This window comes from Candidatus Tokpelaia sp. (assembly GCF_008636115.1).
Classification (GTDB): domain Bacteria; phylum Pseudomonadota; class Alphaproteobacteria; order Rhizobiales; family Rhizobiaceae; genus QLZD01.
Genome location: NZ_QLZD01000031.1, coordinates 135,272 through 149,675 on the forward strand (window position 1 = coordinate 135,272; position 14,404 = coordinate 149,675).

At 53.1% G+C, this 14,404-nt stretch carries 12 protein-coding genes; 6 read left to right on the forward strand and 6 right to left on the reverse strand.

Annotated elements, in window-relative coordinates:
• Positions 1-132: 132 nt before the first annotated feature.
• Both coaA and DPQ22_RS05560 read left to right on the forward strand, forming a co-directional pair.
• Positions 133-1,149: a type I pantothenate kinase gene (gene coaA / locus DPQ22_RS05555; RefSeq protein ID WP_150213956.1), complete on the forward strand. Its 1,017-nt coding sequence runs from the start codon at positions 133-135 to the stop codon at positions 1,147-1,149.
• Positions 1,150-1,298: 149 nt separating this feature from the next.
• Complete coding sequence (locus tag DPQ22_RS05560) at positions 1,299-2,282, forward strand: NlpC/P60 family protein (RefSeq protein ID WP_150213958.1); 984 nt, start codon at positions 1,299-1,301, stop codon at positions 2,280-2,282.
• Between the two features lie 1,398 nt (positions 2,283-3,680).
• Here DPQ22_RS05560 and DPQ22_RS09280 read toward each other — a convergent pair.
• From DPQ22_RS09280 to DPQ22_RS05570, 3 genes are all read right to left on the reverse strand, one after another.
• A complete protein-coding gene (locus tag DPQ22_RS09280; protein ID WP_256371566.1) occupies positions 3,681-3,809 on the reverse strand; it encodes a hypothetical protein in 129 nt (42 codons plus the stop codon).
• Between the two features lie 68 nt (positions 3,810-3,877).
• Positions 3,878-4,618 (reverse strand): OmpW/AlkL family protein, encoded by a 741-nt coding sequence (locus DPQ22_RS05565; protein WP_150213960.1) that lies wholly within the window; start codon positions 4,616-4,618, stop codon positions 3,878-3,880.
• Positions 4,619-5,263: 645 nt separating this feature from the next.
• A complete protein-coding gene (locus DPQ22_RS05570; RefSeq protein ID WP_150214108.1) occupies positions 5,264-6,757 on the reverse strand; it encodes a catalase in 1,494 nt (497 codons plus the stop codon).
• Positions 6,758-7,098: 341 nt separating this feature from the next.
• Here DPQ22_RS05570 and DPQ22_RS05575 point away from each other — a divergent pair, with 341 nt between their 5' ends.
• From DPQ22_RS05575 to DPQ22_RS05585, 3 genes are all read left to right on the forward strand, one after another.
• Positions 7,099-8,490: a glutamate--cysteine ligase gene (locus DPQ22_RS05575; protein WP_150213963.1), complete on the forward strand. Its 1,392-nt coding sequence runs from the start codon at positions 7,099-7,101 to the stop codon at positions 8,488-8,490.
• Positions 8,491-8,515: 25 nt separating this feature from the next.
• Positions 8,516-10,189 carry an exodeoxyribonuclease VII large subunit gene (xseA, locus tag DPQ22_RS05580; protein WP_190323163.1) on the forward strand — a complete coding sequence of 558 codons (1,674 nt, stop codon included), beginning with the start codon at positions 8,516-8,518 and terminating at the stop codon, positions 10,187-10,189.
• A 138-nt stretch (positions 10,190-10,327) separates the two neighbouring features.
• A complete protein-coding gene (locus DPQ22_RS05585; protein WP_150213967.1) occupies positions 10,328-11,461 on the forward strand; it encodes an alkene reductase in 1,134 nt (377 codons plus the stop codon).
• A gap of 65 nt (positions 11,462-11,526) precedes the next feature.
• Here DPQ22_RS05585 and DPQ22_RS05590 read toward each other — a convergent pair whose 3' ends face one another.
• A complete protein-coding gene (locus DPQ22_RS05590; protein ID WP_150213968.1) occupies positions 11,527-11,805 on the reverse strand; it encodes a BrnA antitoxin family protein in 279 nt (92 codons plus the stop codon).
• Positions 11,765-11,965, reverse strand: coding sequence for a BrnT family toxin (locus tag DPQ22_RS09195; protein ID WP_305764092.1), 201 nt, complete (start codon positions 11,963-11,965; stop codon positions 11,765-11,767). Before DPQ22_RS09195 ends, DPQ22_RS05590 begins: the two co-directional genes overlap by 41 nt.
• 221 nt (positions 11,966-12,186) lie before the next feature.
• Between DPQ22_RS09195 and DPQ22_RS05600 the strand changes: the two genes are divergently transcribed.
• Positions 12,187-12,873 (forward strand): DNA-3-methyladenine glycosylase I, encoded by a 687-nt coding sequence (locus DPQ22_RS05600; RefSeq protein WP_150213970.1) that lies wholly within the window; start codon positions 12,187-12,189, stop codon positions 12,871-12,873.
• A gap of 218 nt (positions 12,874-13,091) precedes the next feature.
• Here the strand turns inward: DPQ22_RS05600 and DPQ22_RS05605 are convergent, their stop codons facing one another.
• Positions 13,092-14,255: a DegT/DnrJ/EryC1/StrS family aminotransferase gene (locus DPQ22_RS05605; protein WP_150213972.1), complete on the reverse strand. Its 1,164-nt coding sequence runs from the start codon at positions 14,253-14,255 to the stop codon at positions 13,092-13,094.
• Positions 14,256-14,404: the final 149 nt, after the last annotated feature.

The window sequence follows — 14,404 nt, forward strand, 5'->3', positions numbered from 1 at the left end:
TTCTTGCGTCTGGCTGTGCTAAGAATCTCAAAGCCTGCCGCAAATTGCCATCTCAGTGACAAATGCGGCAAACAGGGCAATATTGCAATTTACGGGATATATCTGCACCCGGCTCAGAAAGATTATCCGCTCATGACAATAGCCGCTTCAGCGCAAAAGCAGGCCGGGCGCCGCAAAAATCATTCTCCCGGCGGCTATCACAGCAAATATTTGCCTTTTAGCCTGTTTACGGCAGCAGAATGGGCGCAATTTCGCGGTCAGGCGCCGTTAAACCTCAGCTTTGATGAAATCAAGCGCCTGCGCTCTCTCGGCGACCCGCTGGATATTGATGAGGCAGAACGCATTTACCTGCCGCTGCTGCGACTTATCTCCTGCTATATAGAAGCAAGCCACCTGTTGCAATATGAGCGCCGCCGCTTTCTGCACCAGGCGGCTTTGCCTCCTCGGCCCGGCACAATGCCTCCCTTTATTATTGGCATTGCCGGTTCTGTCGCCGTGGGGAAATCTACCACAGCCCGCATTTTACAGGAATTATTGCAGCGCAATCCCGCCTGCCCCAAGGTAGATTTAGTGACCACAGACGGTTTTTTATACCCTAATGCCGTTTTGCGGGCGCAGGGCAAAATGCAGCGCAAGGGTTTTCCTGAAAGTTATGATACCAAAAAGCTGCTGCAATTTCTCTCTGCGGTCAAAAGCGGCGTTTGCCGTGTGCCGGCGCCGCTTTATTCGCATTTGACTTATGATATTGTCAAAGAGGAACGACAAATTATTGACAGGCCCGATATTTTGATAATAGAAGGCGTCAATGTGTTGCAGGTCAATACTTTGCTGGGGCGCGGCCTGCCTTTTGTTTCTGATTTTTTTGATTTTTCCATTTATATTGATGCTGAGCCACAAACAATTTACCAATGGTATATTGATCGTTTTAAAAGCCTGCGGCAGACAGCCTTTCAAAACCCGCAATCTTATTTCCGCGAATTTGCCGCCATGCCGGAAAAAGAGGCCCTGGCTATTGCCGGCAATTTGTGGAAAACGATAAATCTGCCTAATCTGGAGCAAAATATTTTGCCGACAAGCCCGCGCGCCGACCTTATTTTGCATAAAGGAGCCAATCATCTGGTTGAAACTGTCGCTTTGCGCAAATTATAGCCTGCTTTATCAAGACAGATTACAGTGCTGCCGGCCAAATGACCCGGCCTAAGCGCCTTTGGCTGCCTGACAGCCTGTTGGTGCGCGGCAAAAGCCCTAGGCCGGCGCAATTTTGGCTATCACATATTGACGATAAGGGGAGTTTTCCGATGAATAAGCGTAAAACCCGGCAACCGGCTTTGGCACTGCCTGCCAATCCGCTGGAAAGTAACCCGCCGGATCCGCGGCTTAATGCCTGGCGCCGCGATTTGGCGAATAAAGATTTGCAGGGTAAAGTGGCAGCGCAATATTTTGTCCAGGGGGTAAAAACCCGTATTGTCGTGCCTGTCGCCAATATTTACTGGCAACCGCCGCAAAAAAACCGGCAAAAAACCGGCAGAAAGCAAGAGAGTGCCGGTAGCGGGCCGGCTCTTCCCGGAGCTGTAACACAGTTGCTTTACGGCGCGGAAGTTCTGGTTTTTGAGCGCCGCCGCGGCTATGCTTGGGTGCAGGCGGCAAATGATTCTTATGTCGGTTATGTTGAAGAAAAGGCGCTGGCAGCCAAAACCACCCGGCCGGAGGAAAAACCGACTCACAGACTGGTTGTGCCGCGCAGCTTTTTATATTCTAAAGCAGATATGCACGCCGCGCCGACTCAGGTTTTATCCATGGGCAGTGTTTTATCTATTATTGGTGAAGAAGAGCGGCGCGGCACAGATTATGCTTTGCTGGAATCAGGTGAAGCAATTATTGCCGGCCATATCCGGAAACTGGATTATTTCGCCGAAGATTATGTTACTATAGCAGAAACATTGCTGCATACCCCCTATCTTTGGGGCGGCACTTCCGCTTTTGGCCTTGATTGCTCCGGCCTGGTGCAGCTGGCTCTGCATATGACCGGGCGGCGTGTTTTGCGCGATAGCGATATGCAGGCTGCCACTATCGGCACAGTGCTAACAAATGCGCATAATTCAGGCAAATTACAGCGCGGCGATCTGGTATTCTGGCGCGGCCATGTTGCCATTTTGCGCGATAAACAGCATATTATTCATGCCAGTGGCGCTTCCATGACTGTGTGTATCGAATCTTTACAACGGGCTATAGCCCGTATCGCCCCTTTATATGGCGAACCTCTTCTTTATCGCCGCCCGTGATTTTGCCGCCGGGCCACCTCGCATAAGCGATAATTATCCCTGACTATATCTCTTACTGATTGCGGCAGCTTCTTACCTGCCGCTGTTGCCATCAAGGCCGGTTCATATGGCCTATGCAGAAAATCTGCTCTCGTCCCGCATTTCCACTGCAAGATAATGCTCAAAAGCGGTAATTACGCCTGGCTGTATCTTACTGACTGCGGCAGCCTCCTGCCCGCTGCCGGGCAAGATTTCGCCGGGCAAAGCCGGGGCATAATTTCTCCCCCCTTATCGCCCGCATTTTTATTGCACGGCGGAATTTTAAAAACGGCAGCGTTGAGACGCTTCCTGCTCATCTTCCATTCGCGACCCCGGCGCCATTTGCGGTCGCGCCACTATTCTCTCAGGCAAGATATAATCAGGTATAATTAACAGCCCCATATTTGGGAAGCCTGTCATCACCTGCGGCGTAATTGCCAAAAGACGCGTAAAACTGCAAGCCGCGCATTATAGCCAATCGAAAAACGCAGTCATGCCGCAATATATAGAATGCAGCCTGGCTAAAACGCACACTTATACTTATAAATTTCGTGTAGTATAGCTCATCAGAAACCGCAGGGGCGCGCGGAGCGTGCAAACCGAAGGGGCGCGCGCAAGCCAGGCAAACCGAAGGGGCGGCGCAAGCCAGGCAAACCGAAGGGGCGCGCGCAAGCCAAGCAAACCGAAGGGGCGCGCAAGCCAGGCAAACCGAAGGGGCGCGCGCAAGCCAAGCAAACCGAAGGGGCGCGCGTAAGCCAGGCAAACCGAAGGGGCGCGCGCAAGCCAGGCAAACCGAAGGGGCGCGCGCAAGCCAGGCAAACCGAAGGGGCGCGCGCAAGCCAGGCAAACCGCAGGGGCGCGCGTAAGCCAAGCAAACCGCAGGGGCGCGCGTAAGCCAGGCAAACCGAAGGGGCGCGCGCAAGCCAGGCAAACCGAAAGGGCGCGCGTAAGCCAGGCAAACCGAAAGGGCGCGCGTAAGCCAAGCAAACCGAAGGGGCGCGCGCAAGCCAGGCAAACTGAAGGGGCGCGCGTAAGCCAGGCAAACCGAAAGGGCGCGCGTAAGCCAAGCAAAACGCGGTCAAACCGCAACATCAAGACCAGGTGGGCAAGTGGACGGCTGAGTATAGCTGACCGAAAAACGCGCTCAAGCCGCGATAATCATTCTGTCTTGCGCGATGGTGCTCCGAATATAGCTCATCGTGAAAAGAGGTGAAGTCGCTATCAGCTTATAATGCGGCGGCCGCGGCAATACCCCCCCCTGCCGCCTCACTCAGGCGAAAGACAATATCCACCCTCACTGCCCGCTCGATTACAGGCAATGAGGCTGCTTCTGTCCATAAAATCGGCAATGGCGCAGCAGGAGAAAGCCGCTCTCACATTTTACCGCTTTTGGGCAAATAAAGCCTCACCGCCGCCGGGGAATTGCAGCACAAGCATAAACGGGGCCGCAACCGGACGGATAAGAGAAACAAAACGCAAAAACGGCAATGCCCGCCTGAAACAGAGCATTGCCGTTCCCCTCTCTTGGACGGAAGCGCGAGAAAACCCGTGCTTACCCCAGCCCGCCCCGCAATTTATCAGAAACGATAAGTAATACCGGCGCCCAGCAACCATGGGTCAAGCTTGGCACGGCCGGTAATGCGTGTGCCGTCTCCGGCAGCACCCAAAATTGTATTGCCTTTCAGCCTGGCATGGTAAGATGTATTGAGCCACAATTTCTTGGCATCAATATTAAAGCCCCAATGCTTGGTGAACATATAGTCAACACCAAACTGCAAAGCCCCGCCCCATGTGCCGTCTACTGTCACATTATCCAGCGCCCAGTTACCTTCATTATAGAAGAAAGTATAATTAACGCCGCCGCCAATATAAGGCTGGAATTTGCCAAAATTGGTTATGTGATATTGCAGGGTCAAAGTGGGCGGCAAGATCCAGGTTTTGCCCAGCCGGCGCCCCAGACCCAGGCTTTTCATGGTTGCGCCCTTGCCGCTGATTTTCGTGCGGGTTGTGCCCAGAATAAGCTCGGCAGCAATGTTTTTGGTAAAGAAATAGCTGAAATCCACCTCTGGCGTTACACTATTGGAAAAGCCAAGGCCGGTATCGGCCAGTTTGCCCAGACCGGCAGCGTGAACAGAGCCGCCGTCTTTCGGTATTACGGTCAGAACGCGAGCACGAACCTGCCACGGCCCCGCCCGTTCTTCAATTCTTGGAGCAGCATAAGGCCGCTCTGTCACTATATCTGCCGCCTGAGCCGCAGATGACAGACTCAAAAACGCTATTGCGCAGGAAATGGCAGATTTTTTGGCCGGAAATTGCATCAGATTACCCTCTTCTCCCGAAATATTGCATAAAAGCATGCCAGATAAATATGTGAATTTGTCTTGAATATTAGATTTTTGCCCTTTGTCAACACTGAATTGCCATAATTTGAAGCAGTCCACAGCACACTTTTGCGGACAGTGTCAAAAAAACAACACTTGTATGGCGGCAAAGCGTGATCGCAATAGCCTGAAATATTCCAGGCGATAAAACGCGCACCGACACAATCAAATCAATAGGAAAGGGAATCAATAAAAACCAGACAAATTTTTTCTCTTTGCAGGATAAATAGGCGGCAAAGTGACAGGAGAAAGCGCGGCCGGCGATTTTATTGCCTGAGTGTGGCTTTTCGGCCATAAAGCTGCCCCACCGGGGGGAGCATAGCCAGGCAGAAAAAAGGCGGGCGGCCCAAAGGCACACCCGCCACCGAAGCAGGCGGGAGGGGGAGGGGAGAATCGCCTGCTTCGATTTGTGAAAAGAATGTCACCGGCTTCAGGCAGATGAAACCTGCCTGAAAAGAGTAATCACCTTCCCCTGTTCAATATTCCGCCGGCAGCCGCATAATAGCGGCAGCACTATTCTGGCGTAAAATAAACTATTTCCGGTAAATTTACACTTGCTTTTATGCGTAAATTCACAGATTTTTATAAATCATTACGCTTGCCGCCGAAATTATATTTATCCTTAAGCGCCGCGCGCACACCTTGCTCATAGGCTTTATCCACTTTGGCATAATGGCCGAGCTGGCGCTCAATAATAAAATCCGGCACGCCTTTCATGGCATCGGCGGTATTATTATAGAGCCGCTCTTTTTCACCTTTATCAAAGACATGAAACAAAGCGCGCACCTGAAAATAATCATCATCACCCCGACCCTGATGGTCATAACGGGCAGCATCGCCGCAAATACGCAAAGGCGGCTCCTGCGCGCTTTTATCTTCAAAAGCGCCGTTAAAGGAATTCGGCTCATAATAGGCATTGACATTGCCGCCAAGCTGATTGCCGCCAACTGTGTTCATCTCCCCGTCACGGTGATAATTATGCACCGGGCAGCGCGGTTGATTAACCGGAATATGCTCATAATTGCCGCCCAGACGATAGCGATGCGCATCAGCATAAGAAAAAACGCGCGCCTGCAACATTTTATCCGGCGACCAGCTAATGCCGGGCACAATATTGGAGGGCGAAAACGCCGCCTGCTCTATCTCGGCAAAATAATCGTCCACATTATGATTAAGCTCAAAATAACCGACATCAATCAACGGATAATCGGCATGATACCAGACTTTGGTCAAATCAAACGGGTTAAAGGCCAGGTTTTCGGCCTCTTTCTCCGGCATAATCTGAATCTGGAACTTCCAGCGCGGGAATTTTTTGCTCTCAATAGTGTTGAACAAGGCTTCCTGAAAACTCTCACGGCTGCCGGCAATAATTTCAGCCGCTTCTTCATTGGTATGGAATTTTACCCCCTGCTCGGTTTTGAAGTGAAATTTCACCCAATAGCGCTCACCTTTCTCATTCCATAAAGAATATGTGTGCGAGCCGTAACCGTTCATGTGCATAGGGTCAGTCGGCAGGCCGCGATCCCCCATTAAATAGGTGACCTGGTGCAAACTTTCCGGCGACAGCGACCAGAAATCCCACATAGCTGTATTAGAGCGCAAATGCGTGCGCGGGTGGCGCTTTTGCGTATGAATAAAATCAGGGAATTTATAGCCGTCACGGACAAAGAAGATCGGCGTATTATTGCCGACCAGATCCCAATTCCCCTCTTCCGTATAAAATTTCAGCGAAAAGCCGCGCACATCACGCTCGGCATCGGCAGCGCCCAGCTCGCCGGCAACAGTGGAAAAGCGCGCCAGCATTGGCGTTACCGCGCCTTTTTTCAGCACTTTGGCTTTGGTATAGCGGCCAATATCATGGGTAATATGCAGCTTGCCGCGCGCGCCCCAGCCCTTGGCATGCACTGTGCGCTCGGGGATACGCTCGCGGTTTTGATGCGCCAGTTTTTCCAGCAACTGATAATCCTGCACCAATACCGAACCGCGCACACCGGCAGTCAGCGAATCCTGATTATTCGGCCAGGGGGAACCTGCTGTTGTTGTCAATACCGGGCGTTTTGCTTTTGCTTCAGTCATCTTATTATCTGTCATCGCCTTTCCTCCGCTCTGTCCGGCTTCGGCATAAAATACCGGCCGCCGGGGTGATTTTTTGCAGGAAAACAGCTTTTTTTGTGCCTGCTCTCCCTTCCCTTGCAAATGTCAGCCTAATCCTGTTTTCTTATAATGTAAAATTACATTTTTATTATATACCAATAGTAAAATATTATATATAGGCAAAACCTCCCAATTAGGACAGCACAGCCGCAAATTTTGGCGAAAGGCTTGCATATTGGGAAAAAAATTCTACCATAGACGAGGGAGGATAAAGCAGGCCTGGCAAAACCTGCCGGCACTATTTTGGCATAGTCAGGATATTTATGGCACGGGACATAATAGATAACAGGCCGATTGACGGTTTGGGTGATTTGGTTGCTTATCTCTCCGGCGGCGGCAAAGCAAAAACCGCATGGCGTATCGGCACGGAGCATGAAAAATTTCCCTTTTATCGCGAGGGCAATCGCCCTGTTCCTTATGGCGGGGCCAAGGGTATTCGCGCTTTGCTGCAAGGCATGCAGGCCGCGCTGGGCTGGGAGCCGATTATTGATGCCGGCCGGATTGTCGGCCTCTTTGACCCCGCCGGGCGCGGTGCCATTTCGCTGGAGCCGGGCGGGCAATTTGAGCTTTCAGGCGCGCCTTTGCAAAATGTCCACCAGACCTGCCGTGAAGTGCAGTCTCATCTGGCGCAGTTGCAGCATATTGCCGAGCCGATAGGTATCGGCTTTCTGGGGGTGGGAGCAAGCCCGGCCTGGAGCCTGACGCAAACGCCGCATATGCCCAAATCCCGCTATAAACTTATGGCAGATTATATGCCGAAAATGGGGAAAAGCGGGCTTGATATGATGTTTCGCACCGCCACTGTGCAGGTGAATCTGGATTTTGCCGATGAGGCCGATATGCGCCGCAAAATGCAGGTGGCGATGAAATTGCAGCCTTTGGCCACGGCTTTATTTGCCTCTTCCCCCTTTCGTCAGGGCAGGCCCTGCGGCCTCTTATCCTGGCGTTCGGAAATCTGGCGCAATACAGACAAGAATCGTACCGGGCTCTTGCCCTTTATTTTTTCTCCCTCTTTCGGCTTTGCCGATTATGTCGATTGGGCGCTCAATATTCCGATGTATTTTGTTTTGCGCCGCGGGCATTATTACAACGCCACCAATGCCAGTTTTCGCCAGTTTTTAAACGGCGCTCTGCGCCGCGAGCTGACAAAAGAATTTTCTGCCAAAGAGGCTGAGCCGGTAATGAGTGACTGGATCAATCATTTATCCACTTTGTTCCCGGAAGTGCGGCTGAAGCGTTTTCTGGAAATGCGCGGCGCCGATGGCAGCCCGCAGCGCAATCTTTGCGCCCTGCCGGCTTTCTGGGCCGGCCTGCTTTATGATGATACGGCGCTCAGTGAGGCCGAGGCTTTGACCCGCGACTGGTCGTATGAGGAAGTGCTGGCTGTGCGCAATAGCGTGCCGCAACTGGCCTTAAAGACCGGGTTTCGACGCACTGATTTGCAGAAACTGGCTGGAAAAGTGCTGAAAATCGCCCGCAAAGGCTTGAAGAATCGGGCGCAATTTAACCAGACCGGCGCTGATGAAAGCTGTTTCCTCGCCCCGCTGGAAGAAATTGTCGCCGGCGGCAAAACTGTAGCGGAGCAAATGCTGAGCCGCTATCACGGCTCGTGGGAAAATTCGGTTGCGCCGCTTTTTCACGAATATGCGTATTGATCCGGCACGTTTAAAGAGAGAGCCTATGCGCAAGATGCAGCCCCAATCCAATGCGACAGAATTTACTGTATCGGAAATTTCCGGCGCTTTGCGCCAGACGATTGAAGAAACTTACGGCAATGTGCGGGTGCGGGGTGAAATTTCCGGTTATCGCGGCCCGCATAGCTCCGGCCATGCCTATTTTGCCCTGAAAGATGATAAAGCGCGGCTGGAGGCGGTGATCTGGCGTACCGCCGTGCAAAACCTGAAATTCAAGCCGGAAGAAGGGCTTGAGGTAATAGCAGCCGGGCATTTAAGCAGCTATGCCGGCTCTTCCAAATATCAGCTTATTATTGAGCAGCTTGAGCCGGCGGGGGAAGGTGCGCTGATGGCGTTGCTGGCAGCGCGGCGGCAAAAACTGGCGCAAGAGGGCCTGTTTGATACAGAGCGCAAAAAGCCCCTGCCCTTTATGCCGCGCGTCATCGGCGTTATTACCTCGCCCACCGGGGCAGTGATTCGCGACATTATTCATCGTATCAAAGACCGTTTCCCGCTGCATATTCTTGTTTGGCCGGTGCGGGTGCAGGGAGAAACGACAGGAGCAGAAGTCGTCGCTGCTATTCGCGGTTTTAATGCTTTGCCGGAATATTTATCCCCCCTGCTGCCTGCCAATCCGGGGACAGCACCTTTATTACCCCCGCCGCCCGGCATTTTTGCTGATGCGGCGCCGGAGCCGGAGCCTGCCTCGCCCGGCTCCCTATTGGTGGCACCCGGCGCGCACCCGGCGACAAGAGGCAGCCCTGGTGCGGATTCTTCCTTGCGCCCGCCGCCACAGAGTATAGCGTCCAACCCGGGCGCTATACCCCGCCCGGATTTGCTGATTATTGCCCGCGGCGGCGGCAGTCTGGAAGATTTATGGGGCTTTAATGATGAAGATCTGGTGCGCGCGGCGGCGCAATCTTCTTTGCCGATTATTTCTGCTATTGGCCATGAGACAGATTGGACATTGCTGGATTATGCCGCTGACCGGCGGGCGCCAACGCCAACCGGCGCCGCAGAAATGGCAGTGCCGGTCAAAGCCGGGCTGGCGGCAGATCTTGCCGCCTTACAGGCACGGCTTGGCCGGGCCAACAGGCGGCTATTGCAGCAAAATCAGCAAAATTTGCGCGCACTTTCCCGCGCTTTTCCCGGCCTTGACCGGCTGCTCTCTGAGCCGCGGCGCAAGCTTGATGATATAAGCCGCCGTCTTGGCCGGGCGCTGTTGCAGGCCGTGCAGTATAAACGCAGTATTTTTGCCGGCGCGGCGCGGCAGGTCTCTTTTTATCTTATCACGCGACCTTTGGCAGAAAAGCGGCATTTATGCCAAAATCTGGCGGCGCGTTTGCTGCATAATTTCCGGCAATACAGGGCAATACAGCGGCAAAAACTGGCCATGCCGGCGCGGCTTTTGCACAGCCTGTCTTATGAGAATATATTGGAGCGCGGCTTTGCCCTGGTTTTTGACCAGAAGGGCGCGCTTGTCCGCCGGGTGCAGGCAGTGATACCGGGGCAGGAACTGGGCTTGCGCTTTGCTGACGGCACGGCGACAGTGGCGGCGATAACAACAAAACCGGGCGTGCAAACAGCGGAAAAACTGCCGGCAGAGATAAAGCCGCGGCAGGAAAAAAAGCCGGGCAAAAGCCGCAGCACACCTGTGTCGGAACAGGGAGATTTATTTTAAGCCTTTGCCTCTTTAAGCAGCTCCGCCCTCTGCTTACATAGGAGAAAAGCCCCGCCGCGGCAGGCAGCAGATTTGCCGTTATTTTGCCGCAAACCGGGTAGAAAAGACAGTAAATCGCTAAATATGGAAAGGTGTATTATGTCGCAATTATTTTCTCCCTTCACTCTTGCCGGCGGTATCACTCTGAAAAACCGCATTGTCATGGCACCGTTAACCCGCGCCCGTTCGCCGGAGGAAAAAGCCACGACAAGCACTGCCCTTTATTATGCCCAGAGGGCAACAGCCGGCCTGATTGTCAGTGAGGGCGTCACCATTTCCCGCCAGGGGCAGGGTTACCTTTTTAACCCCGGCATTTACACGGAAGAAAAGGTTAAAGCCTGGCGGCTGGCAACCGATAGTGTGCATGATATTGGCGGCAAAATTTTTGCCCAGATCTGGCATGTCGGCCGTGTGTCGCATACCAGCATTCAGGAAAACGGCCAGGCGCCGGTCAGCGCCACCGCGCAAATTGCCAAAGGTGCCAAAGCCTATGCTTATGATGAAGCGGGCAAGCCGAATCTTGTCCCTGTATCGAAGCCGCGCGCTTTAACCATAGAAGAAATCGGCAAAACAGTAGAAGATTATGCCCATGCGGCTGAAAATGCGGTTAAAGCCGGTTTTGACGGGGTCGAGATTCACGGCGCCAACGGCTATTTGATCGATCAATTCATGAATCCGCTGGTTAATGATCGCACCGATGCCTATAGCGCCAAAACCATGGCAGGCCGCCTGCGCTTTACCCTGGAAGTGGTGGACGCAGTTATTGCCCGTATCGGCCGGGCAAAAACCGGGCTGCGGCTGTCACCTTATGTCAAGGTTTTTGATATGCCGATTCATGATGAAATTGATGCCACTTTTACCGCTTTGGCCGCAGAATTAGCCAGGCGCGAGCTGGCTTATGTTCATTTTATGGATCATTCGCGCTCTGCCCCGCGTGAGGGGGTAACGGCCAGCGATTCTGCGCCGTTTGACGCAACTTTGCGCCATATGCGCGCGCATTTGCGCCACACACCTTTTATTATTGCCGGCGATATGACACGCGAGCGCGCCGAACAATGGATAAAAGACGGCATAATGGATCTGGCTGCTTTTGGCCGTCCCTTTATTGCCAATCCTGATCTGGTGGCGCGGCTGGAGCATGGCTGGCCGCTGGCAGTGCCGGACGCAACGCGTTTTTACGGCGGCGGGGCAGATGGCTATATTGATTATCCGCCTTATCATAAAGGCGAATAAGTTTTGCCGGTAAAATAGGGGAAGGCGGCATAAATGCCGCCTTTTTCTTTAATAAAATCGCTATATTAAAGCGCTATACTGCGTTTGCGCTTAATATCGGCTTCCAGCAGCAGGCGAATATAGCGCGAAAACGGTATGCCGGCAGCGCGCGCTTTGGCCTTGCCCTCTTCCGCCAGTTGCGCCGGCAGTTTCATATTCAGGCTGGCATCTTTTTTCCTGAATTCATAATGCACAGGGCGGAAACCGGAAAAATCATATTCCGACAAATCGGCCGTATCAACAAAATGTTCCGCTTCTTCATCACTATGAAAAACGGGAAACGGTTTTTTCAATGTCTTGCTCATAATAGTGCACCTCTTTGTCATGCATGTAACGGGCACTTATCGGCCGCATTATCTCTTCATCTCTTTGTCCGCGCAATGTATAAACAATAAAAACATAGCAGCCATAATCTGTCTTCCCTACGGCGCGGAAGCGGCGCTCAATCTCATATGGGTCGCGAATCTCTCATAATCTATGCGCCAGAACATATTCAACCTCTTCGCGGCTGACCCCATGTTTGCCGCCTTTCGGCCAATTACCGCCGTCCCACTCAAACTCCGCCGCTATCACCCCGCTTAACCTCGCCGGCTCACCCTGCCCCGACCGTTTATATGTAGCAGTTTATGTAGTAAAAACCAAGAGAAATTTATCGCCGCTCGGCCAAATTTATGCTAGAAAGAGCCATGAATTCGACCGGAAACACAATCCATAAAGCGGAACCTGAACCACCTGCCCCTGAAGGCCTGCTGCGCGGGCATGACGGACGGCTGCGCTGTTTTTGGGCCGGGCATGACCCGCTTTATCAGGCCTATCATGACACAGAATGGGGCCGACCAATAGTGAACGACCGCAAAATTTTTGAAATGCTTTGTCTGGAAGGGTTACAGGCCGGCCTTTCCTGGATTACGATTTTACGCAAGCGGGACAATTTTCGCGCTGCTCTTAAAGGTTTTGATTTTTATCAGTTAGCCGCTGCCAATGCTGATAAAGCGGTTAATAGCCTCATGCTCGATAGCGGCCTTATTCGCCACCGCGGCAAACTTGCTGCAGTTTTTAGCAATGCCGGCGCAGCAGTAAAATTAGTAGCAGAATATGGCTCTCTCGCCGCCTGGTTGCGGCAATTTCTGCCGCCGGCGGCTGAGCGCGACCGGCCGGCAAATGCCGCCGCTTTTCCGGCGGCTGAGCGCGGGCGCTGCGCCGCCCGGCTGGCGCGCGATTTGAAAAAACGCGGCTTCCGCTTTATCGGCCCGGTTACAGCCTATGCTTTTATGCAGGCTGCCGGCCTGGTGAACGACCATAGCGCCGGCTGCTGCTGCCATGCCGCCACAGCAGCGGCGCAAAAGGCCTTTTATGCTGACAATACCGGTTGAGACTCGCTGATCCGCCGGCGCAGGCGGGTTTTTCGTGTTTTTTACGGTTTATCAGTGCAGCCGCGCCTTTGGGCAATTAAACACCAATTTGCAACCCCGGCCCCAATGCCACCAGCGCTGCCCGACCGGACAAAAACCGAATCGGGCAGACGCGGTCAAAATATTTGCCTCTGCCGCACCCAAACAACCCTTATGTGCAGATAAGGCCGATATACTCCTCAGGCGCCGGCAGAATTAACCCCCATAAAAGCACGAATAGAGCCGATAATTTTATCCTGATCGGCTGCGCTCAAATAAGGGTGCATAGGCAGGCTTAATACTTCATGCGCCAACTGCTCCGATACTGGCAGGCCGCCGACAGCGCGCGGAAAATGTTTATAAGCAGTCTGCAAATGCAGCGGCTTGATATAATAAACAACTGAGGGAATGCCCGCCTCCTGCAAATGCGCCTTTAACGCATCGCGGTGCCTCACGCCCCCACCCGGCACGCGGATTGTATATTGCGCATAAGCAGAGCGCCGATTTTCGCCAATATGCGGCACACGCACAATATCGCTCAAGCCGGCGGCATAACGGGCGCCGATTTGGGCGCGTTTTTCCATCTCATCTTCCAGAATAGCCAGCTTTTCCAGCAAAATTGCTGCCTGAACAGTATCCAGCCGTGAGTTTAAGCCAATGCGGACATTATCATATTGGGTTTCGCCTTTGCCGTGAAACAGAAGCGAACGCAAAACCGCCGCCAGTTCATCATTATTGGTAAACATGGCGCCGCCGTCACCATAACAGCCCAGGGGCTTGGCCGGGTAAAAACTGGTGGCGCCGACATCACCCAAAGCGCCGCACATATGCGTTTTGCCGTCTGCCCCCCGCCATTTGCCGCCAATAGCCTGCGCCGCATCTTCAATGACAAACAAATTTTCAGCGGCGGCAAGTGCGGCAAGTGCGTCATAATCAGCCGGCAGACCAAATAAATCCACCGGGATAATTGCTTTCGGTTTCAGGCGGCCTTCACGGCGGGTTGCTGCAATCGTTTCCGCTAATTGCTGCGGATCCATGTTAAAACTATCCGGCAAAACATCAATAAAAACCGGCTCAGCACCGGTTAAGGCTATTACTTCCGCTGTGGCGGCAAAAGTAAAACCGGGGCAAAAAACCGCATCACCCCGGCCAATATTGCGCGCCATTAGCGGCATAAGCAAAGCGTCCGTGCCATTGGCACAGGCAATAGCATGTTTCACCCCGAGATAGGACGCCATTTGCCGCTCAAATTCTGCCACTTCCGGGCCGAGAATATAATGCCCGCCGGCAACGACTTTGGCCACAGCGTGGTTGATTTTATCTTCTATGCGCGCGCGCTGGGCGCCAAGATCAATAAATTGCATTTTTCTCTCCCAATGGCAGCCGGCGCGATTATGCCTGGCTTGCAGCGGCAAAGCGGCATGAATTTTGCCAGAACTGCTTTAGCTTTACCCCTGCAAGGCCGGGAATACAAGCCGGCAACAGCGTTTTTCAACCGTCCCCTTATCTCTCA

Coding starts and splice junctions, on each gene's coding strand:
- coaA (WP_150213956.1), top strand. CDS start 133: ATGACAATAGCCGCTTCAGCGCAAAAGCAGGCCGGGCGCCGCAAAAAT.
- DPQ22_RS05575 (WP_150213963.1), top strand. CDS start 7,099: ATGGCACGGGACATAATAGATAACAGGCCGATTGACGGTTTGGGTGAT.
- DPQ22_RS05605 (WP_150213972.1), bottom strand. CDS start 14,255: ATGCAATTTATTGATCTTGGCGCCCAGCGCGCGCGCATAGAAGATAAA.
- DPQ22_RS09280 (WP_256371566.1), bottom strand. CDS start 3,809: ATGCTCTGTTTCAGGCGGGCATTGCCGTTTTTGCGTTTTGTTTCTCTT.
- DPQ22_RS05565 (WP_150213960.1), bottom strand. CDS start 4,618: ATGCAATTTCCGGCCAAAAAATCTGCCATTTCCTGCGCAATAGCGTTT.
- DPQ22_RS05560 (WP_150213958.1), top strand. CDS start 1,299: ATGAATAAGCGTAAAACCCGGCAACCGGCTTTGGCACTGCCTGCCAAT.
- DPQ22_RS05570 (WP_150214108.1), bottom strand. CDS start 6,757: ATGACTGAAGCAAAAGCAAAACGCCCGGTATTGACAACAACAGCAGGT.
- DPQ22_RS05590 (WP_150213968.1), bottom strand. CDS start 11,805: ATGAGCAAGACATTGAAAAAACCGTTTCCCGTTTTTCATAGTGATGAA.
- DPQ22_RS05585 (WP_150213967.1), top strand. CDS start 10,328: ATGTCGCAATTATTTTCTCCCTTCACTCTTGCCGGCGGTATCACTCTG.
- xseA (WP_190323163.1), top strand. CDS start 8,516: ATGCGCAAGATGCAGCCCCAATCCAATGCGACAGAATTTACTGTATCG.
- DPQ22_RS05600 (WP_150213970.1), top strand. CDS start 12,187: ATGAATTCGACCGGAAACACAATCCATAAAGCGGAACCTGAACCACCT.